The organism is Peribacillus sp. N1, assembly GCF_054600815.1.
Genome location: NZ_BAAHZO010000003.1, coordinates 47,158 through 66,056 on the forward strand (window position 1 = coordinate 47,158; position 18,899 = coordinate 66,056).

The 18,899-nt window shown below is 41.1% G+C and carries 20 protein-coding genes; 4 read left to right on the top strand and 16 right to left on the bottom strand.

Annotated features, from left to right (window positions below; all coding sequences use genetic code 11):
* Positions 1-78: 78 nt before the first annotated feature.
* On the bottom strand, positions 79-507 hold the full coding sequence (locus ACYP5M_RS13095) for a cell wall hydrolase (RefSeq protein WP_063234126.1): 429 nt from the start codon (positions 505-507) through the stop codon (positions 79-81).
* 384 nt (positions 508-891) lie between these two features.
* Entirely contained in the window at positions 892-1,161 is a 270-nt protein-coding gene (locus ACYP5M_RS13100; protein ID WP_101223569.1) for a DUF1292 domain-containing protein, read from the bottom strand.
* 303 nt (positions 1,162-1,464) lie between these two features.
* Between ACYP5M_RS13100 and ACYP5M_RS13105 the strand changes: the two genes are divergently transcribed.
* Positions 1,465-1,869 carry a VOC family protein gene (locus tag ACYP5M_RS13105; RefSeq protein ID WP_101223570.1) on the top strand — a complete coding sequence of 135 codons (405 nt, stop codon included), beginning with the start codon at positions 1,465-1,467 and terminating at the stop codon, positions 1,867-1,869.
* A gap of 165 nt (positions 1,870-2,034) precedes the next feature.
* Positions 2,035-3,687, top strand: a complete 1,653-nt coding sequence (locus tag ACYP5M_RS13110; RefSeq protein ID WP_434168006.1) for an alkaline phosphatase — start codon at positions 2,035-2,037, stop codon at positions 3,685-3,687.
* A 338-nt stretch (positions 3,688-4,025) separates the two neighbouring features.
* Here the strand turns inward: ACYP5M_RS13110 and rpsN are convergent, their stop codons facing one another.
* The 10 genes from rpsN to purT form a co-directional block, all read right to left on the bottom strand.
* Entirely contained in the window at positions 4,026-4,295 is a 270-nt protein-coding gene (rpsN, locus tag ACYP5M_RS13115; protein WP_402943918.1) for a 30S ribosomal protein S14, read from the bottom strand.
* 50 nt (positions 4,296-4,345) lie between these two features.
* The gene (locus tag ACYP5M_RS13120; RefSeq protein WP_434168007.1) at positions 4,346-4,654 is read right to left on the bottom strand and encodes a hypothetical protein; all 309 of its coding nucleotides are present in this window, start codon (positions 4,652-4,654) and stop codon (positions 4,346-4,348) included.
* A 66-nt stretch (positions 4,655-4,720) separates the two neighbouring features.
* Positions 4,721-4,870, bottom strand: coding sequence for a 50S ribosomal protein L33 (gene rpmG / locus ACYP5M_RS13125; RefSeq protein ID WP_034310390.1), 150 nt, complete (start codon positions 4,868-4,870; stop codon positions 4,721-4,723).
* Between the two features lie 21 nt (positions 4,871-4,891).
* Positions 4,892-6,085, bottom strand: coding sequence for a GTP-binding protein (locus ACYP5M_RS13130; protein ID WP_459735149.1), 1,194 nt, complete (start codon positions 6,083-6,085; stop codon positions 4,892-4,894).
* Positions 6,086-6,507: 422 nt separating this feature from the next.
* Complete coding sequence (locus ACYP5M_RS13135) at positions 6,508-6,678, bottom strand: hypothetical protein (RefSeq protein WP_156500230.1); 171 nt, start codon at positions 6,676-6,678, stop codon at positions 6,508-6,510.
* A gap of 154 nt (positions 6,679-6,832) precedes the next feature.
* A complete protein-coding gene (locus ACYP5M_RS13140; protein WP_170946990.1) occupies positions 6,833-7,213 on the bottom strand; it encodes a nucleotide excision repair endonuclease in 381 nt (126 codons plus the stop codon).
* A gap of 206 nt (positions 7,214-7,419) precedes the next feature.
* Positions 7,420-7,572: a YpzG family protein gene (locus ACYP5M_RS13145; protein ID WP_072272311.1), complete on the bottom strand. Its 153-nt coding sequence runs from the start codon at positions 7,570-7,572 to the stop codon at positions 7,420-7,422.
* Between the two features lie 103 nt (positions 7,573-7,675).
* A complete protein-coding gene (locus ACYP5M_RS13150) occupies positions 7,676-8,323 on the bottom strand; it encodes a DUF4352 domain-containing protein (protein ID WP_230176236.1) in 648 nt (215 codons plus the stop codon).
* 22 nt (positions 8,324-8,345) lie between these two features.
* Complete coding sequence (locus ACYP5M_RS13155; protein ID WP_459735150.1) at positions 8,346-9,713, bottom strand: alkaline phosphatase; 1,368 nt, start codon at positions 9,711-9,713, stop codon at positions 8,346-8,348.
* A 754-nt stretch (positions 9,714-10,467) separates the two neighbouring features.
* The gene (gene purT / locus ACYP5M_RS13160) at positions 10,468-11,625 is read right to left on the bottom strand and encodes a phosphoribosylglycinamide formyltransferase 2 (RefSeq protein ID WP_434168012.1); all 1,158 of its coding nucleotides are present in this window, start codon (positions 11,623-11,625) and stop codon (positions 10,468-10,470) included.
* 268 nt (positions 11,626-11,893) lie between these two features.
* Here purT and ACYP5M_RS13165 point away from each other — a divergent pair, with 268 nt between their 5' ends.
* Complete coding sequence (locus ACYP5M_RS13165) at positions 11,894-12,220, top strand: hypothetical protein (RefSeq protein ID WP_434168013.1); 327 nt, start codon at positions 11,894-11,896, stop codon at positions 12,218-12,220.
* A 441-nt stretch (positions 12,221-12,661) separates the two neighbouring features.
* Here ACYP5M_RS13165 and ACYP5M_RS13170 read toward each other — a convergent pair whose 3' ends face one another.
* The 4 genes from ACYP5M_RS13170 to ACYP5M_RS13185 all read right to left on the bottom strand — a co-directional run bounded on the left by ACYP5M_RS13170 (position 12,662) and on the right by ACYP5M_RS13185 (position 17,605).
* Positions 12,662-13,855 (bottom strand): M14 family metallopeptidase, encoded by a 1,194-nt coding sequence (locus ACYP5M_RS13170; protein WP_459735151.1) that lies wholly within the window; start codon positions 13,853-13,855, stop codon positions 12,662-12,664.
* 80 nt (positions 13,856-13,935) lie between these two features.
* Positions 13,936-15,468, bottom strand: a complete 1,533-nt coding sequence (locus ACYP5M_RS13175) for a glycosyltransferase (RefSeq protein ID WP_459735152.1) — start codon at positions 15,466-15,468, stop codon at positions 13,936-13,938.
* A gap of 204 nt (positions 15,469-15,672) precedes the next feature.
* A complete protein-coding gene (gene katA / locus ACYP5M_RS13180; protein ID WP_101223579.1) occupies positions 15,673-17,127 on the bottom strand; it encodes a catalase KatA in 1,455 nt (484 codons plus the stop codon).
* A gap of 349 nt (positions 17,128-17,476) precedes the next feature.
* The gene (locus tag ACYP5M_RS13185; protein ID WP_434168016.1) at positions 17,477-17,605 is read right to left on the bottom strand and encodes a hypothetical protein; all 129 of its coding nucleotides are present in this window, start codon (positions 17,603-17,605) and stop codon (positions 17,477-17,479) included.
* Between the two features lie 124 nt (positions 17,606-17,729).
* On the opposite strand from ACYP5M_RS13185, the gene ACYP5M_RS13190 reads away from it, so the two are divergent.
* Positions 17,730-18,620 carry a TetR/AcrR family transcriptional regulator gene (locus ACYP5M_RS13190; RefSeq protein ID WP_101223580.1) on the top strand — a complete coding sequence of 297 codons (891 nt, stop codon included), beginning with the start codon at positions 17,730-17,732 and terminating at the stop codon, positions 18,618-18,620.
* The last annotated feature ends 279 nt before the right edge of the window (positions 18,621-18,899 follow it).

Below are 18,899 nucleotides of genomic sequence, written 5' to 3' on the forward strand. Positions count from 1 at the left end.
CAGTTTTATCATATGCTTTTTCCAAGTTAAGGATTGATGCACAAAGAGGCCAAACCCCCATAAGGTTCAGCCTCTTTCTTAAAATGTATTATAAATATTTGGACATTCTGTACCTGTTGGTTCATAAAAGCAATGAAGCTTGAAACGTCCAACCAGGGGCTGATTATACCAGGTTGCCGGACAATCTCCCGGTGGCCTGAAGTACCATAGGCTAAATTTCGAGGGCCAAATCCTTTCACCATTTACACTCCGGCGTGCAAGTCTTTTTTCCCTGTCCCTTGCCCGCTGATAAAAATACCCCTTCTGTACAGCTTCAAAGGCATGCTCCTGATAGATCATGTCTGGAATCGTCCTCAGCCCTTTGAAATCGGAACAATTCGATCTAATCCGATTGACCCCTACATTACCGATCATCAACATGCCCTGATCACCTTCGCCCTCGCCTTCCGCCCTAAGCAATCTTGCCAATAAGGCTATATCGGCATCAGTGTGCTTTACAACGGCCATTCCATCACCTCCACTTTTTTTATCCTATGCCTCGCATATGGAAAAATACTCCGTTTATTAACAAAATCTTCATACGAGATACACGTCCTATCAATAATACAACCCTATACTTAAGTAAGGCTGGATAGCACGCGTGGCTATCATGGTATTTGGCGAAGGCGGGGCCAATACTTTCTTTATACATATAAAAAAGGCGGCACATAATGTGCGTCTCGGACTGTAGACAAACTCGATGAAATTCGAGTTTATCTACAGTTTTTTAAAGGTTTGTACAATTTGCCTTCTGGCCCTCGCTTAACTCAAAAAGGTTGCGGAATGGTGTCATTCCGCAACCTTTTTGTCTGCAAACTGAGGCCGCACACATTGTGCAGTCCTTTTATCTTGTCATTCTTTAGATTCAAATGCCGATTCAAACGCCAATGATACCTTTTCGAACTCTTCATCCGATTCGATATCGAGCAGTTCACCTTCGCCTTCGACCCTGAAAAAGAAAATATCGATATCTTCATCTGTATCCTCTTCAATATCTTCAAGCAAACCTACTGCAACATATTCCGTTCCTTCTACATCCAAAGAACCTAAAACCTCAACTTCATGACCTTCATCACTGTCATCAGTAAGGGTGAAAATTTCACCTTCACGAATTTTTCCCATACTACCTCTCCTCTCATATCCATTAATAATGGAGTTGTTTCCATAGTATATCTACTAATCCATTTAGAAACAAATTTTTGCCCTGGAAAATGTTAAATTTCATTCTTACATGAAAAGAATCAATCAATAGATATTATGGAAGAAAACTATTATCCCATAAGCTATTTATCATTTTTCATTATTCACCAATACTTTCCCTTTATTAACATCATTTAAAAAATCATCTAAAAACGGCTATAAAAATGTAATTTAATTCCGAATAATCTTATATATACTAATATTAGCAAATTGAATCTGGATTTAATGAAGGAGGAAGATTTCTTGGCTGTTAAGAGGGTCGATCACGTTGGCGTTGTTGTAAAAGATCTTGAAAAATCCATCGCCTTTTATCAAGATGTGCTTGAATTAAAATTAAAAGCACGCATGACTCATACTAATGGGGTAATCGAACTGGCATTCCTCGGTTACGAAGAGTCTGACGAAACAGAAATAGAATTGATTCAGGGATATAGCGACACACTGCCATCCGAAGCAACGATCCACCATTTTGCCATTACCGTGGATGATATCGAAGGTGAATATGCCCGGATCAAAAGCTTGGATAACACCGAGCTGATTGATGAAGAAATCGTCACCCTTCCAAATGGTTATCGCTATTTCTACGTTTATGGACCGGAAAAAGAGTGGATTGAATTTTTCCAAAGGTAAAAAGCATACTAAAAAAGCAGAGTCTTAGAGACTTCTGCTTTTTTAACGCTTCTTCAATATTTTAGCAAAATTTACAGATAAAAAACCTTTCTTTACTTAACTGAAGTAATTTCTTAATATTCTGCATTTATCCTAAAAGTAATTATATTTTTGGAGGTATGCATTTTGGGGAAAATGAGCAAAAAGGTAGCAGGAATTACGTTAGCGGGCGCGGTAGCCATTTCATCACTGGGTATTTCAACTATGAAGGAAGATGTTCAGGCCAAAGACAAGAAAAAAGAACCAACAAACGTCATCATGATGGTGATGGATGGGACAAGTACAGGAGCCACAACCCTTTCAAGGTGGTATAAAGGCGGTAATCTAGCCATGGACGAAATGCTGTCTGGCGGCATGCGTACATATTCTGCTGAATCGGCCATTACAGACTCAGCTCCTGCAGCAACAGCGCTTGCGACAGGAAATAAATCCAATGATAAATTTGTCGGTGTCCTGCCAGCCGTCGTTAATTCTCCAGGGCTCGATCCGGTTAATCCGAAAAATGCCCATAAACCAGTCGCTAACGTTTTGGAGGGTGCGAAACAAGCCGGAAAGGCTACTGGAATCATTTCTACATCTGAAATCCAGCATGCTACACCCGCAGGCTTCTCCGCTCACGTGACACATCGAAGCAATTATGGTGATATTGCGGAACAGCAGGTTTATCAGGGGATTGACGTCGTTTTGGGAGGGGGCAAGGAATCCCTTTTACCTGGTAAAACAAAAAATGCAAGAATTGATGGAGAAAACCTTTTGGAAGTGCTTGATGAAGACAAGTATGATTTTGTTGAAACCCGTGACGAGCTGTTAAACTCTAAATCGAATAAAATTTGGGGCAGCTTTGCACCAAGTGCACTGGCATATGATTTTGATCGTGAAACAACAAAGCCAAGTGAGCCCACTTTGGCTGAAATGACCAACAAAGCCCTTAAAACCTTGAAAAAAGATAAAGATGGCTTCTTCTTATTTGTCGAAGGAAGCAAGATTGACTGGGCTGCTCACGGAAACGACACGATTGGAATGATTAGTGATACTTTAGCTTTTGATGATGCCGTGAACGAAGCCCTTAAGTTTGCAAAAAATGACGGAAACACGATGGTCATTGCTGTAACGGACCATGGGAACAGCGGAATTACAATGGGTAACGTAAACACGAACTCCTCCTACCCGGAAACTCCCGTATCAGCCTATATCGATCCATTAAAGAAAGCGAAGATGACTGTTGAAGGAGCTTTAAGTAAGTTAAAACCAGATCATTCCAATCTAAAAGAAATTGCAGCACTGTATGGACTTGATGATCTGAATTCTGAAGAAACAGCAAAACTTACCTCTTCTAAAAACATAGGTACTGAAATGACAAAGCTGCTTGCTAACCGTGCCAACATTGGCTTTACAACAGGCGGTCATACAGGGGAAGACGTATTCCTGTATTCTTATGGCCCTTCAAAACCGACTGGATTAGTGGAGAATACAGACCTCGCTAAAAAAATGGCCGAATTCATGGGCTTTGATTTACAAAAATTATCGAATAAACTATACATGAATGCTAAAGATTCCTTTGAGAAAAAAGGATATTCAACCCGTATTGATGTTACAGACCCGAATAACCCGGTTTTCGTAGCGAAAAAGGGGCAGCAAAAAGTAGAGTTGCCTGCAAATAAGAATATCGTTATCAGCAAGACCCCTAAATCCACTAAACAAAAGGAAATAAATGCCATAACCGTTTACAACGGAAAAGACTTCTATATATCTGAACAAGCATTAAAGGCAGTCAAGTAAGCAACACTTTTGAATGGGAAGGAGCCCATGTTTTTAACAAGGGCTCCTCAGACTGTAAACAAATTAATTAAAGTCCCAGTTGATTTAAGAAATCCGCTCCCTTTCCGCCGACTGTCTGCCAAGCCTCCTCACCGCAAGCGGCTGTGGGGTCTCGGCTAGCCAGTTATTCGGCAGGAGTGTCGCAAATTTCTTCAATCTAATGAGGTTTCATCCGTATAAACAAGGAAAAAGCACTACACTGCCCTTTATTCGGACTCCATACCCCTTTTGTCGCCAAACTGAGGAGCCCTTGATTAACAAGGGCTCCTTTTCTAATAAATGATTTAGAACTCCCCGCTTCACCAGCTTGACTTTTTGACACCCGGAAGTTGCCCTTTATGAGCAAGTTCCCTAAAAACGATACGTGACATGTTGAATTTGCGCATATATCCACGGGGCCTTCCCGTCACTCCACAACGATTGTGAACTCTTGTCGGCGAAGAGTCACGAGGGAGTTTGGCCAATGCGTCATAATCCCCTTTCTCCTTCAATTCCTTTCTAAGTTTTGCATACTTTTCGACCATTACCAGCTGTTTTTCCGCTTTTATCACCTTGGATTTTTTCGCCATTTTAATTCTCCTTTTTTAAAAATCTTGATTTTATAAAATCTATAGACTATTCACAATTCGTTCCGCTGCCTGTCTTGCTCCCGATATATTCCTCGAAATCGGTCCCATTTCAATTTGTTCCAGTCTTCCTTTTTCTCATACTTCTGAAGGCTGAATGGATTCACATCCAGATGGTGGACGGAAGGAGAACGTAAATATGGCATTGAAATGACTTCCGTACAATGCTTCCATCTTGCCAATGGTTCTTCATTTCTATCAACAATCGCCAGCTGGTCCACTGTGGTTTTTCCTGACTTAAGTAAAAATGCAGCCATCGTGATACCTTGAATGCCTCCGCCAATTATGATCCATTCCAACATGAACTTCCCTCCTTTTATATCCATCCTCTTCAATAAAACATAATCATTACGATTTAAACCTCAAAATTACTTCGTTTCACGGTGAAGCGTGTGTTTCTTTAATCGCGGGCAGTACTTCTTCAATTCGATCCTGTCCGGGTTATTCCGCTTGTTTTTCGTTGTGATATAATTGCGGTCCCCTGATTCTGTGCATGCTAACGTAATGTTTACTCTCATTTTTATTTCCTCCTAAAGTTTTTAATGAACGCTTTCCGTAAATGCAGGCAATCGATCTTCATACAAAGACCAATCCTGTAGCAACTCTTTTTCCGTCAATAAGCATTGATCTAATTCAGCTTCTATTTTCTGTTGATTTATTTGAATGCCAATCATCACCAATTCCGTCATCCTGTCACCGTATACTTCATTCCACCGTTCCAATAATTCAGGCGCTTCCTTTAAAATTTGGCGCTGTTCTTCCTCAGGGTATGCTGCGATCCAATTACCGGCGGCTTGTAAAGTTAATGACGGTCCTGCCTGCGATAGCAAGCCTGCCGTATCATTTCTCGATGCCAGCCAAAGGAAGCCCTTTGCCCTCACCACTTGTACGGGCCAATTTTCTAACCACTCCATCAGCCTCTCGGGATGAAACGGTATTTTCCTTCTGTAAACGAAGGATGAAATCCCATACTCCAGGGTCTCTGGGATATGCTCTTCATTCAATTCCTTTATCCAGCCCGCTCCTTGGCTTGCCTCTTCAAAATCAAATAAATGTGTATTCAATACATCCTTTAGCGGCACCTTGGAATGATTTGTTTCAATGATCCTTGCATCCGCATTCATTTTATGAAGAACCGCCTTTAATTCCTCAACAGCGTCATCATCCATTAAATCGATTTTATTTAACAGGATGACATTGGCGAACTCTATCTGATCTATTAGTAGATCGACCACTTCCCTGCCATCGGCAGCATCAGTTGCCTGCATCCTGTCAATAAGTGTTTCTCCGGAAGTGAAGTCTTGCCAAAAGTTATACCCATCAACAACGGTGACCATCGTATCAAGCCGGCAATATAACGATAAATCAATTCCCATTCCTTCATCAACATAGGTGAAGGTCTGGGCTACAGGTACCGGTTCGCTTATCCCGGTCGATTCAATCACGATGTAATCAATGTCCCCTTGTTTCGCCAATTTCTCCACTTCAATCATCAAATCCTCACGAAGCGTACAGCAAATGCAGCCATTCTGCATTTCCACCAGTTTTTCATCGGTCCGGGTAAACCCTCCCTGTTTGACCAGCGAAGCATCAATATTGATTTCACTCATATCATTAACGATGACGGCAACCTTCAGGTCATTCCGATTTTCAAGAATATGATTCAAAAGCGTCGTCTTTCCGGCCCCAAGGTATCCACTCAATACCGTAACCGGAATTTTCTTCATCTCCATCCATACCACTCCTTTACCTGATTTCTTTTCTATTCGTAAATCAAAATGATTACGATTTAAACACCGAAGCCATCACTCATATAAAAACACTCTCTAATAATAAAACGTAATCATTACTATTTGCAAGTTTTTTTCAAAATTGCCTCCGAAAACTTTTTCTAAAACAAATGTAATCACTATTGCTCCGACACCTGCAGCATGTGCAATCACGGATAAATGAAAGGTACTGACATTCTTAATGAAACTAAAAACAAAAATCAAATGGAAGCCCAATCACACATAACATCATGTGTAATGAACCTCCATTGCAGTTTTATCATTCATTGTACTTCCTTATTGCAAGCTGCTGTTCATCAACAACATCCCAATATCCAATACATTTTTCTTTGTTGTAATTCGAAAAAAATTATTGGTTACTGAGCTTATTCCGCCATTTCCCACCCTGAAGATGTTACTGTCTTTTGTTCAAAAGTTTCAATCTCTCTCTGTTTCGCCAGCTTAGAAGCTTGTGACATGGACCACGTTAAATTCCCAAAGGCAATCACTGTCCCGATCGAGATAACTAACACCTTTTTACAAAGTATTTTCTTCAATAGCTTCCTCCTGAGAATGTATTGGAATACTCTAAATATAAACCAACATTGTTAACCTAACATGTAGCTGCTGTAAATGTACGAAATTATTTCTGTACATATATAAACACAAAAAAGCTGAGTGCATATGCAGTCAGCTTTTCATAGGTGTTTCTTATTTATAAAACACTTTGTCGACGTTGTATTTAGCATGAAGCTTATTGATCATGTACGTTTCATAGATTTCACGTTCCATAGCGTCTTCGACTAAAAGAATGTCAATTTTCTTGACTTCATTACGATGCTCTTTAATCGGAGAAACATTATCCTCAAAATGCTTCTTGACCCTTGGTCTTAATTTACGGGCTTTACCGACAAAAATCAGTTCATCATTCTCATTGTAAAACAAGATGATGCCGCCTTTATCACGGGGAATCAAATGAAAATCGATAAACCCGTAAATTTCAGGAATGACAGCTTCGTCTCCTTCTATAACTTGCTTTCTTTGTTTGATGCTTATATCCGCTGCAGGGATTTCAATTTTAATCATTACAATTCACGTCCTCTATTTGTATAAAGTGAAACTTTCAATCGGAATCGAAACTCCAGTTTCACGCCATGCTCATTACTTCAATCTTAAAGGTAAATGGTATCATAATTATCAGTGAAAAGCCATGAATGCCTTGATCGGTTTAGACGATTTTGGATTAAATATAAAGAAGAAGACTCGCTGGGAGCCTCCTTCTTTGTCGGAAATATCCTTTACCACCTGTGAGCCTTTGCATTGCTTCTTAGTATAATGTTTGTTTGTGATTCTTGCGTGTGGCCATTAACTTGAGATTTTGAACGCTTAGGTCTTGTCCAATTATGGTGAAACTTTTGAGAATGTGGATCTAATTGATCTTTATAGCTCATTCTGTGTCACCTCATCATTAGGATTTGGATATTCCGTTCAGTGATAGTAATCCCCATCACTTGTTCTAGTATTTTATTTTTCCAAGCCATTTATACATATTCTTTAAAAAGCGAATTCAGCTGACTTGCCTTTTGCAAGGACTTCCCCTTCTTCATCCACCGCATCACTTGTCATGAGGGATATGCCCAATATGTCTCCATCATTTAGAATGAAACCAATGTTTCCGCTTTTTGAACCGTTTCCTTCTATTTCACCAGTAAGTTCTTCCAAGTAGATCTCATCTTCCCATGTCAGATGTTCTCCCCTGTCCGTTTCAAGGAAAGCAACTGGGGAAAACTTAATTTTTTTATCCGAATTGTTTTTGATTTCCACGTTCACTTTTACGATATCGAAATCTTCATCATGCGTATACCCGTGGAAGAAATCAATCATGCTGTAATCCGGAGTGGCATGCATCACTTTCATTTCTTTAACTTTAACCTCGATCGGGCCAACATTGAGCGTTTCATTAACCTTTTTATAGGCCTTCAAAGTTAATTCGCCTTTGGCATCCGAAACATTCTGACCGATCTGGTTCAAGTTTATATCATCAGGAAGCTGTGGATTCGGAACATAGACATCCTTTTTTTCCAGTGGTCGTGCAATTTCCTCTGTTTTATCTTTAGCTGTAGTTTCTTCTTCGTAAGCTGGTTGTGTATTAAGAGCGCCAAATGCGGTTAATAACAGGGCACCAATCATCAGTCTGTTCATTGAATCCCTCCCTGAAGTGTAATTACTTCTTTAATAGATCAAAGATGATTTTGGCCTGATCCGTGTTATCGACCTGCCCGGCAAAACGTTCTTTATATGGGCCGTATGCGTAGACCGGAACATCTTCACCCGTATGTCCCCCAGTAGTCCAGGCAGTATTGGTCCGGTTATCGAATATAGCTTCGATGGCATTATCGACGTTCGTCACATTTTTTGATTTTGCAGCTTCTGTTACCGTTTTGATTTCATCATCAGTTAGCTTCACTTCATTTTGGTTAATATATTGCTTTAACGTCTTTTCAACATCGGCTCCTTTGACAATGGCATCCGCCATGAAGTCAGGGGTGCGTTTGGCTGCCTTGATCGGTTCACCGTACCAGTTATATATTCCTTTGGCTCCGATCGAGAATCCTCCTGTAGAGTGATCCGCAGTAGCCACCACTAATGTATGTTTGTCTTTCTTCGCAAATTCCATGGCTGCTTTGTATGCTTTTTCAAAGTCTTCCATTTCACTCATTGCACCTACGATATCATTATCATGTCCGGCCCAATCGACCTGGCTTCCCTCGACCATAAGGAAGAATCCATCTTTATCTTTATTCAAACGCTGGATCGCCGAACTTGTCATGTCTGCCAAAGAAGGTGTTTCACTTGGGCGGTCAATCATTTTCGGGAGTCCTTCAGAAGCGAATAAACCAAGAACCTGTTCATTTTTGTCCTTAAGCATTTGATTTTTATCAGTCACATAACTGTAACCGTCTTTTTCGAAGGCTTTCGCCAAATTGACTTCAGGCCGGACAAAATTGGACTTACCACCGCCCAATAGGACGTCAATTTTATGTTTGCCCCTGATTAAATCATTATAATAATCGTCTGCAATTGAATTCATGTTTTTCCGATTTTCATCATGGGCGCCAAAAGATGCAGGTGTAGCATGAGTGATTTCTGAAGTGGCAACCAATCCCGTCGCTTTTCCTTTTTCCTTTGCTGCTTCCAATACCGTTTTGACTTCGGATTTATCATTATCCACTGCAATGGCAGCGTTATAAGTCTTCACCCCTGCAGACATTGCCGTTGCGGCTGAAGCTGAATCCGTTATATTTTGTGCAGAGTCTTCTGGGTAAGTCATCTGCTGGCCAACCAAGTACTTATCAAACTCGGTCCGTTCTGCCGCCTTCGTACCCGGGTTATCTTTTAAATACCGGTAAGCGGAGGTATAGGAAACACCCATGCCGTCACCGATCAGGAAAATCACGTTCTTGATTTCCGGTTCTTTTTTTGGGTTACCCTTTGCCGAAACATGATCCGCAGCGGACCATGATAAACTTCCAAATGCTAATGCCGAAACGAGTGTAATCGGTAAAACCTTTTTACTCCATGTGCTATTCAAATGAATGACCTCCCGTAATCTTTTCTATTTAATTTAACTATAGGTGAAGAAAATGAACTCAATGTCAAGGCTATGTAAAAAAGCAGCAGGATAATTGTTAAGACAAGGTAAAGACAGCAATGTCACGAAATTGTATGCACTTTTATGAAGTTGTTGGTTATTCAGGAAAATCATCAGTAGTGGGGGCATATTACAGGCTTTAGAGGAATGAAAAAGATTTGGTTAACACCAACGTGGGTAAATGATTTTGAACAGGGTACTTTACGATCCACGTCTTCAAATCGGTGGTTAGGATTTTAAAAATGCTTAAGGGGAAAAGAAAATAAAGCATCCAATCAGGATGCTTCAGAGTCAGACTGTAGACAAATTCGAAGAAACTAAGTTTAGGGACGGAAAGGGAGCAAATTTCTTAAATCACCTGGAACGTTGATTGAAACGTAGGGCACTCGCTTTCCCCGGACGGTCGGGGATCCCCCTCGGCGCTCTTTGCGCCTGTGGGGGATCCCCTGGACTCGCTTTTCCCGCAGGAGTCTCGCACCTTCCGTTCCAATCAACTGGAATCGTTTTTAAAGAAAAACTGTAGACTGGTCTCATCCCGAACTGTTTAAGACTAGTTTATACTTCATGGTTTTTTACTGTTTTACAAAACTTCTACTTAATTAAAGAAGACACCAAAGGTGCTTAAGGCGAGGAGGCTTGGTAGACAGTTCAAATTAAACGCGTTAAAAAGAAAAAAACTGTAGGTTTTTCACTATTATTTCTCTACAGCTAAACATTCCAAAGCACGGGCCGCATTCACTCTCGCCACCTCGATTGAATCGGCAGATGACAAGGCGACTGCCACCCTTCTGCCTGCCTTTGTAACAGGTTTTCCGAAAAGGCGCACTTGTGTATTAGGTAAAGCCAAAGCCTTTTCAACACCAACTATAGAATATTCCGATAACTCTTCTTGAGCTTTTAATGGACGGCTGGCACCTGGGCTGATCAGCTTTATTTCCGGGATGGGGAATCCTAGAATCGCCCGAATATGAAGGGCAAACTCGGACAAATTCTGAGTCACTAATGTCACTAGCCCCGTATCATGCGGACGTGGGGAAACTTCACTGAAATAGACTTTATCCCCTGAGAGGAAAAGCTCAACCCCGAATAATCCGTACCCACCAAGTTCATCAGTAATGGCATGCGCAATTTTTTTCGCTTCCATTATTTGCGCTTCTGTCATATTATGCGGCTGCCAGGATTCAATATAATCCCCGCCCTGCTGAATATGGCCGATTGGAGCACAAAACATGGTACCATTTACAGCCCGAACAGTAAGCAGCGTGATTTCCGAATCAAAACGGATAAATTCTTCAATGATCACCCGGCCATTTTGAACCCGGCCGCCTTCCATCGCGATTTTCCAGCAATCCTCCAGATCACCTTCCGTGCGGCACACACTTTGCCCTTTACCTGAAGAACTCATCAGCGGTTTAACGACATTTGGAAAGCCAACTTCCTTGGCAGCTTGGACAAATTCTTCATATGTATCGGCGAATTTGTAGGCTGCTGTCGGAATCTCCAGAGTTTCAGAAGCCAATCTCCTGATTCCTTCACGATCCATAGTCAATTTAGCCGCTCTTGCCGTCGGAATGACATGAAAGCCTTCCTCTTCCAACTTTACTAATTCGGATGTAGCGATGGCCTCGATTTCCGGCACAATCAAATCGGGTTGTTCTTTTTCTACAACTTCCCTTAGTTGTTCCGCATCCAGCATATCGATCACATAACTGCGATGAGCGACTTGCATGGCAGGGGCATGTTCATAGCGGTCTACAGCAACGGTCTCCACACCAAGCCGCTGTGCTTCAAGTATGACCTCTTTCCCCAATTCACCTGAGCCCAATAATAAAATCTTTTTTGATTTATACATTCAGTCTCTCCTCCTTAATTCCTCAAAATCATTATATACGAACTATAAACGAATAAAAATAAATATTTATTCGTATTTTCATTTGTATTACACCAAAAACATTAAAAAAATTATTTAATTTGAGTTTTTCTAAAACCACACTTGACAAATAGGAATAATAAGCTTTATGCTGGATGAAAATATATAAGCTGACCAGTTCACTGGAGGCTCCCTATTCAACATGAATAGGGAGCCTTTTCGTTTTTATCAATAAGGGAGGAAATACACTATGCAAAAGGAATCGGTGAAGCCCATTTTCCCTATTTTGAATGAGAAGAAAAATGGCCGCTTTGAGGATATGAAGTACATCAATCTGCCCGACAGATTATTTTTCGAATGGTGCCGGCAGCAATATGCCCTAAATAGAGGGGTTTACAATGCAATCGATAATTGGTTCTATCAATATGGCATTGACCATATACTTTACCGAAGGATCAACCTTTTAGCCTTTTTGGAATTTGCTGCTCCCCCTGCACAAGCAGCCGGAAAGACAAAGTTCATTAAATTTGGCAGTGGCGGACTAACTAAAAAGTTGCAGGAGTTCATTGCAGATTAACCTGAATCTTATAGGCCCCTTATCAGTAATACGCCAATTCTCCTCCTACTGGTAAGGGACAATTTATGCGAATGTCGAAATTTGCAATACGATTATTTTTGAAAATGTAAGCGCTTTCTATTATAATGAAATTAGGTTGGATGGCATGCGTGGCCGTCAAAGTATCTGGCGTAGGTGGGGCCAATACTAGCGCTAAGGAAGTTAATCTTCTTTACCGCAAAACTATTAGTATTCCTTTTGGTAGGGGCTGCAATATTACTGGGACATGGAGAATGTCCGTTAATTTTAGGCTAAAAAGCGAGTTAATCATGCAATCGATAAGTAAAGCATAACTTTACTTATTTTTTGCAGCAGCCCTCATCGTTTCAAGTCTAATGGTGTATAAGACTAAAAAGCTCTTCCCCATGGTAACGGAGTTGAGCTTTTTCATTTGGTCAAAATTCACATATATAACCCTGCCAAGAAAATCCCAAGCGACTTCTGATAAATCTCATCGAACTGTGATATAGGGAGGGGATTCGTTCCTTTGCCCAGCTCCACGGTAAACCCCGGCCTGCGCCAATCCTGAATGAACCAATCCTTATACCCTGCGTAACTATTGGCAGATTTGACAGGCTCATATCCACTGACCCTCGCAAACTCATTGACTATCGTTTCCGATTCGGGCGGTTCCAACCCTTCAAAACCCCAATAAATGACCTCTCCTTGGGTATGGAACGCAAGGACTTTGCCAAAGTCACGTTTTCTTGTCAACTCAGACATTGCAATGGCTTCCGGCTGTGTAAGTGGCCCTTCCCCGGGATAATTTGCCGGACCTGGCTCCGTTACATTATTGCGTTCTTTTTCCAGTTCCCATTTGGCGGGAAATTGATCATTCAGATCCACCCCGTTAATATTTGCCTTCCAGCCAGAGAAGTCTTCGCTTCCGTTATTCCATTCCAAGAGCCGTCGTCTCAACGACTCATCTGCAGGCGGGCCTTTAAGAACCAACTCCACTCCGTCCGGATTCACCATTGGGACGATCGACAGCATCGTCTGTTGATAAAAAGGAAACAGAGATAGACCGCGGATGTCAGCCTGATTCGTGATTGCGAGTAAATAATCATTTAAAAAGGTCATGATCACAGGCGTCGTTATCCACTCATTCGCATGAAAGGAACCATTGTAGTGAACTCGTTTGTTACCATTCCCAATCAACACTTCGGGGATATCCCTTTCAAGCACCGAGTCCCCGATGGGGGAGGTTTTAATAAATGGATAGATAGTTTTCAAACGTCTTACATCGGTCATCATCGTCTCATAATCATATTCCCGATTTCCTTGAATAAGCCTCCAAGTAATCCTTAATGGCACAGAAATTGTCTGACCGACTTGCAGGGCATTCGGGTTGAGATTGGGGTTAGCCAAAAATAGGGCATCCAATGAAAGATTACGTGATCTTGCAATTGCCCATAACGAATCGCCTTGCTTAATACTATAGCCGGTCGTCGTAAAGCCAGGAATTTTGATTTGTTGGCCAATCATAAGTGCAAGTGGATCAATCCCACTATTGGAATCAATGATAAGTTGGTAATTCACCTTGAATAATTGGCTATAATACCACAAGGAATCATTCTTCCGCACAAAAACGTCCATACTGCACCTCCTCTTAAGCAAATGTATGCTGATTTGATTTAATTATTGCCAACGCAACGCACCCTCCCCCCATAGAAAAGTCACTCCTCAAAACGAACCAAATTGGGGGCATCATCCAGAATGCTTAGATATTGCTCAGTATTTCCATACCTACCGTCAGGGTCCAATTCCTGATATCTTTTGAATTTCGCTATCCGATCTTCTTCTTTGACCCAGCCCAAATGCTTTAAGCGAATGTCGGATAACTTGTGAGGCAATTCAAAGACATTTTCTGCAAATCTCCCACAATGCTGCGGCCTATCGTTCCATTTGCATTCAAACCCCTCCCGATACCTGACAAGGAACGGCCGGTAATACCGGTGTGCGCACCAGCGATCATCCTCCCTGTAATGGGTTTCATTCCAAAAGTCATATAACCGGAAGCAATATACATCGACTTCTTGATCACTTATCAGCTGCTTGACTACCTCTTTGAATCTTTTTTCAAACATTTCGTCAGCGTCAAGATTTAAAATCCACTCGGGATTCGACTTCACCGTCTCCGACCATTGCTGTTTACGAAGTTCTATTTCATTGGAGAACTTGGAGACATCATTCCTGATGATGCTTACCGGCATCCCCCTCAATACTTCTAAACAAACCTCTGCGGAATCGTCCGTGCTGCCATCATCAATAATCACGGCTTCATCAATATAATCACGAACTTCCTCTAAAACCTTCCTTAGATAACGGTCACTTTCATTTTTGATGACCATGCTCAGCGTTAATTTGGGACTGGATACCCCTGAAGCTTCCCTCTTATTATCCGTCCGATCAAGAAATTCCATCGCACCGTCCAAGTCCGAATCCCTGTATATATGATAAGCGGGCAAGTGGGTATCAACGTACATGGAAAATCCTAAAGCTGCGGCACGAATGCAAAAATGCCGGTCTTCACCCCAAAATGATAGATTCTCGATCATTTTAAAATTCACACCTGCTTTCAACGCTTTTTGGCAGATGAGTGTACAGGCACCCAATCCCCCAACTTTATGAACACCAGGTGTTCTCATCTGTCGGATGTACGACTGATAACGTGTGGTGATCTCCGAATCCGCCAACGGTTGACCGCGTGATATCTCCCATTGGGTGTATTCATCATATAACCATACTTGAGGCCGTTCTTCGGCATCAGGCTGCCATTTTGTCCAGAAAATATTAGAGATGATATCCTTTTTGGCAGAAATAAGCTGCTTGATGGTCAGAGGGTATAGCAAGAGGTCCGAGTCGATAAGAAATAAATAATCATAGTCTTCCTTAATCGCGTGTTCGATCATCATATTTTTGAAATCAGCGACCTTCCATACCAGATTTTCATTCCAGTAATGGGTAATGCCATTACACACGTATACATCGCTTTGATTGGATGCCAGTATTTTGACATTGCTCCGCTCCTGACTGAAACCCTCGAGCATTTTGCTTGATCGCTCATCTTCATTGTCATCAATGAAGAAAATGCCAAGCTCCAGTCCCTCCACATCCAGCCTTTTAAGTGAGAGCAGGAACTTTTGTAAAATATCTGGTTTCTGGTAAATCGGACTGCCTACTAACACCCGATTTTTTTTACTAGCCATAAATTCCACCCTTTACCGATAATTTAAGTAACTTGCCCCCAATTAATCTGACAGCATGACTTTTTTACAAACCATTTATAACTATATATTCTTACCGAACTTGTCGGGTGTCATTTATATAATGGAGCCATGCATAAACCAAAACAGGCATCCATTCATGAATGGATGCCTGTTTGCATTTCACTAGATTGGTAGTCCCATATTTTACGCTTCTTGCGGTACAGGTAAACCTAAACCTTCGGCTATGCGCGTTCCGTATTCCGGATCGGCTTTGTAAAAATGGCCGATTTGACGAAGCTTGATTTCTTCCAATTCCACAGGTTTCATTGCGCCCACGATCGTGTCAACAAGGCGGGTTTTCTCTTCGGCACTTAATAGACGGTATAAGTCACCTGCTTGGGTGTAGTGATCATCACTATTATGACCGACTTGTGCAGCTTGCCCAGTCACCTCGAAAGGAGTGACTTTATTTTCTGTTGATTCGGCAGGGCCTCCAAAACTATTCGGCTCATAATAAACAGATCCCTTGCCATTGTCATCAGCACGCATGAAGCCATCACGCTGATAGTTATTCGCTTCCACTTTCGGACGGTTAACCGGAAGTTGGTTGTGATTCGAGCCCACACGGTAACGGTGTGCATCTCCATATGCGAATAGGCGTCCTTGAAGCATCTTGTCTGGGGAAGCTTCAATTCCCGGTACGAATGTTCCTGGTGAGAACGTGGCTTGCTCCACTTCAGCAAAGTAGTTTTCAGGATTTCTGTTCAATACCATACGACCAAGCTCGATCAGCGGATAATCTTTTTGAGACCATACCTTCGTCACATCGAATGGATCGAAACGGTATGTATCCGCATCTTCCAAAGGCATGATCTGAACATACAATTTCCATGCAGGGAAGTCCCCTTTTTCAATGGCATTGAAAAGATCTTCCGTATGGTAATCAGGGTTTTCACCTGCTAGTTTTGCAGCTAGATCCACATCAAGGTTTTTGATGCCCTGTTCTGTTTTGAAGTGGTATTTCACCCAAACGCCTTTTCCTTCAGCATTCACCCATTTAAATGTGTGGCTTCCGAAACCATGTGTATGACGGAGTGTAGCAGGAATGCCCCGATCGGACATCAGGATCGTCACTTGGTGCAGCGATTCCGGTGAATGTGACCAGAAATCCCAAACAGCCGTAGGGTTTTTCAAATGTGTTCTAGGATCTCTTTTTTGTGTATGGATGAAGTCGGGGAACTTAATCGCATCGCGAATAAAGAATACAGGCGTATTATTACCGACGATATCGTAGTTTCCTTCTTCCGTGTAGAATTTAACAGCAAATCCACGCGGGTCACGGACTGTATCAGCAGAACCCAATTCACCTGCAACTGTGGAGAAACGGATAAAAAGATCTGTCTTCTTGCCCACACCATTGAAAAGTTTAGCTTTCGTGTACTGAGAAAGGTCGTTCGTTACTTCGAAAGTTCCGAATGCACCGGCACCCTTCGCATGAACTACACGTTCAGGCACACGTTCACGGTTGAAGTGGGCTAGTTTTTCCAATAAGTGTACATCTTGAATGAGCACCGGGCCGCGTTCGCCGGCAGTGATCGAGTTTTGATTATCTCCAACTGGTGCTCCCCAGCTTGTAGTAAGGTTTTTCTTATTTGTCATAATTGAACCACCTTTTCATTATTATTTATGTATATAATGATAAAGCTTCTCAGAAAAAAATCAATACTTATTTATAATAATTTTAATATAATAATCAATCCATTGTTTTTTTATTTATATTATGACTTCACTAACCCCCAACATATGGAAAAGTATAGTGATATAAACCGTTGAAGGGTCAGCATATTGCCATAATCACATTCCTAATAATGGTATACGACCCTTATAACCAATATTCCTTCACACCGAGTGATTTTATCATTTCTCCTACCAATGGGTTAGTAATCGATAATGATGCCGAATATTCATAGATACTTTGCGCTACTTCACCCATCTCCTTCTATTTATCTTATAACAAACCTAAGTGTTCTCCTGTGACTTTGTTCACTTCATCTGCCTTTATAATATAAGGATGCATAGAAACCGAATTTTCATTGCTTTTGTGGACCTTTATTTCAGCAGACCTCTTCCAGTACATGGCCTTCCCCCTTATTTTGCTAGAGAAATTGTAAACATACTGGTTTGTGTTGGTTTGTGTTCGTATAGAAAATAAGATACTATTACGTTAAAATGACCGTCCAATAAGAGTAAGGGTGATATATATGAATGAGCGCAAGCAATTGGTAGTTAAATATGCACACCAATTATTTATTGAAAAGGGATATCAAGCAACTTCCATTCAGGATATTTTAGATTATAGCGGCATTTCAAAAGGAACATTTTATAACTATTTTTCTTCTAAAAGCGAATTGCTTAAGGCAGTCTTCCTAACTTCGCAAGAAAAATTCGAAAAAGAGCGGAATGAATTGCTTATTGGGCAAAACCTTGCAGATATTGAGATTTTCATCAAACAATCAGAATTACAAATGCACTCCAACAAAAACAATAAAATCTTTTTCTTATATGAAGAAGTAATGATTTCAAATGATACCGAACTTAAGAACTTCATCACACATGCTAAATTCCAGCATATCCATTGGCTATCAAAACGGTTTCTGGACATTTTCGGTGCTGATAAAAAACCCTATATTTTGGACTGTGCCATTCTTTACTCGGGAATGATGCATCAAACGATTCATTTTAATGCTTTGGCTAAAGAGCCAGATTTCAACCCTACTGAAATTATCCGTTATTGCGTCGATAGGATTAAATCGATTTTCGAAGATGTCAGCCAGTCAAATGCACAGCTTTTGGAACCCGATCTCATTAAGCAATGGCTGCCAGAGTGCTTCCATTCACAGCAGGATTTTCATACTGCACTCCTGCACTCTGCAAACGACCTAAAAAAGATGATTCTAAGGCTATGCCAAGATGATGAAGCAGAACGGGTTAAAAACCTAAAATTGATTCACTTTATCCAAGAGGAATTATTACAAAACGTTGAACCGCGAACCTTTCTAATTGAAAGTGCCCTGCTTTCCTTAAACACCAATCCAAAATTGAAAAACACATTGGAACTAAGTGAATTCGAAAAGATCATTGCCAACAATTAAATAGAAAAAGAAGACAAATGGGGTTCGGAATGGTCTTATCCCAAACCATGGTTTCACAACAAAACTAAGTTATACTAAATGGTTTTTTACTATTTTATTAAATCCTCAATGGATTGAAGAAAACTAGCTGAAACGTTCTTTTTGAGGGTTTGTAAAATAGGAACGTTAATTTCCTCTACGGCACTCGCTTTCCGCAGGAGTCTCGTACCTTCCGTTCCAATCAACTGGACTTTTTTTAAAGATAAACTGCTCTAAGACCCTTAAATGGACCTTTTTCCA

Excerpts from the sequence above, each read along its gene's own strand:
- ACYP5M_RS13095 (WP_063234126.1), bottom strand. The coding sequence starts at position 507 with ATGGCCGTTGTAAAGCACACTGATGCCGATATAGCCTTATTGGCAAGA.
- ACYP5M_RS13100 (WP_101223569.1), bottom strand. The coding sequence starts at position 1,161 with ATGGGAAAAATTCGTGAAGGTGAAATTTTCACCCTTACTGATGACAGT.
- ACYP5M_RS13105 (WP_101223570.1), top strand. The coding sequence starts at position 1,465 with ATGAAGGAGGAAGATTTCTTGGCTGTTAAGAGGGTCGATCACGTTGGC.
- rpsN (WP_402943918.1), bottom strand. The coding sequence starts at position 4,295 with ATGGCGAAAAAATCCAAGGTGATAAAAGCGGAAAAACAGCTGGTAATG.
- ACYP5M_RS13120 (WP_434168007.1), bottom strand. The coding sequence starts at position 4,654 with ATGTTGGAATGGATCATAATTGGCGGAGGCATTCAAGGTATCACGATG.
- rpmG (WP_034310390.1), bottom strand. The coding sequence starts at position 4,870 with ATGAGAGTAAACATTACGTTAGCATGCACAGAATCAGGGGACCGCAAT.
- ACYP5M_RS13130 (WP_459735149.1), bottom strand. The coding sequence starts at position 6,085 with ATGGAGATGAAGAAAATTCCGGTTACGGTATTGAGTGGATACCTTGGG.
- ACYP5M_RS13145 (WP_072272311.1), bottom strand. The coding sequence starts at position 7,572 with ATGAGCTATAAAGATCAATTAGATCCACATTCTCAAAAGTTTCACCAT.
- ACYP5M_RS13150 (WP_230176236.1), bottom strand. The coding sequence starts at position 8,323 with ATGAACAGACTGATGATTGGTGCCCTGTTATTAACCGCATTTGGCGCT.
- purT (WP_434168012.1), bottom strand. The coding sequence starts at position 11,625 with ATGTATAAATCAAAAAAGATTTTATTATTGGGCTCAGGTGAATTGGGG.
- ACYP5M_RS13165 (WP_434168013.1), top strand. The coding sequence starts at position 11,894 with ATGCAAAAGGAATCGGTGAAGCCCATTTTCCCTATTTTGAATGAGAAG.
- ACYP5M_RS13170 (WP_459735151.1), bottom strand. The coding sequence starts at position 13,855 with ATGGACGTTTTTGTGCGGAAGAATGATTCCTTGTGGTATTATAGCCAA.
- ACYP5M_RS13175 (WP_459735152.1), bottom strand. The coding sequence starts at position 15,468 with ATGGCTAGTAAAAAAAATCGGGTGTTAGTAGGCAGTCCGATTTACCAG.
- katA (WP_101223579.1), bottom strand. The coding sequence starts at position 17,127 with ATGACAAATAAGAAAAACCTTACTACAAGCTGGGGAGCACCAGTTGGA.
- ACYP5M_RS13185 (WP_434168016.1), bottom strand. The coding sequence starts at position 17,605 with ATGTACTGGAAGAGGTCTGCTGAAATAAAGGTCCACAAAAGCAATGAA.
- ACYP5M_RS13190 (WP_101223580.1), top strand. The coding sequence starts at position 17,730 with ATGAATGAGCGCAAGCAATTGGTAGTTAAATATGCACACCAATTATTT.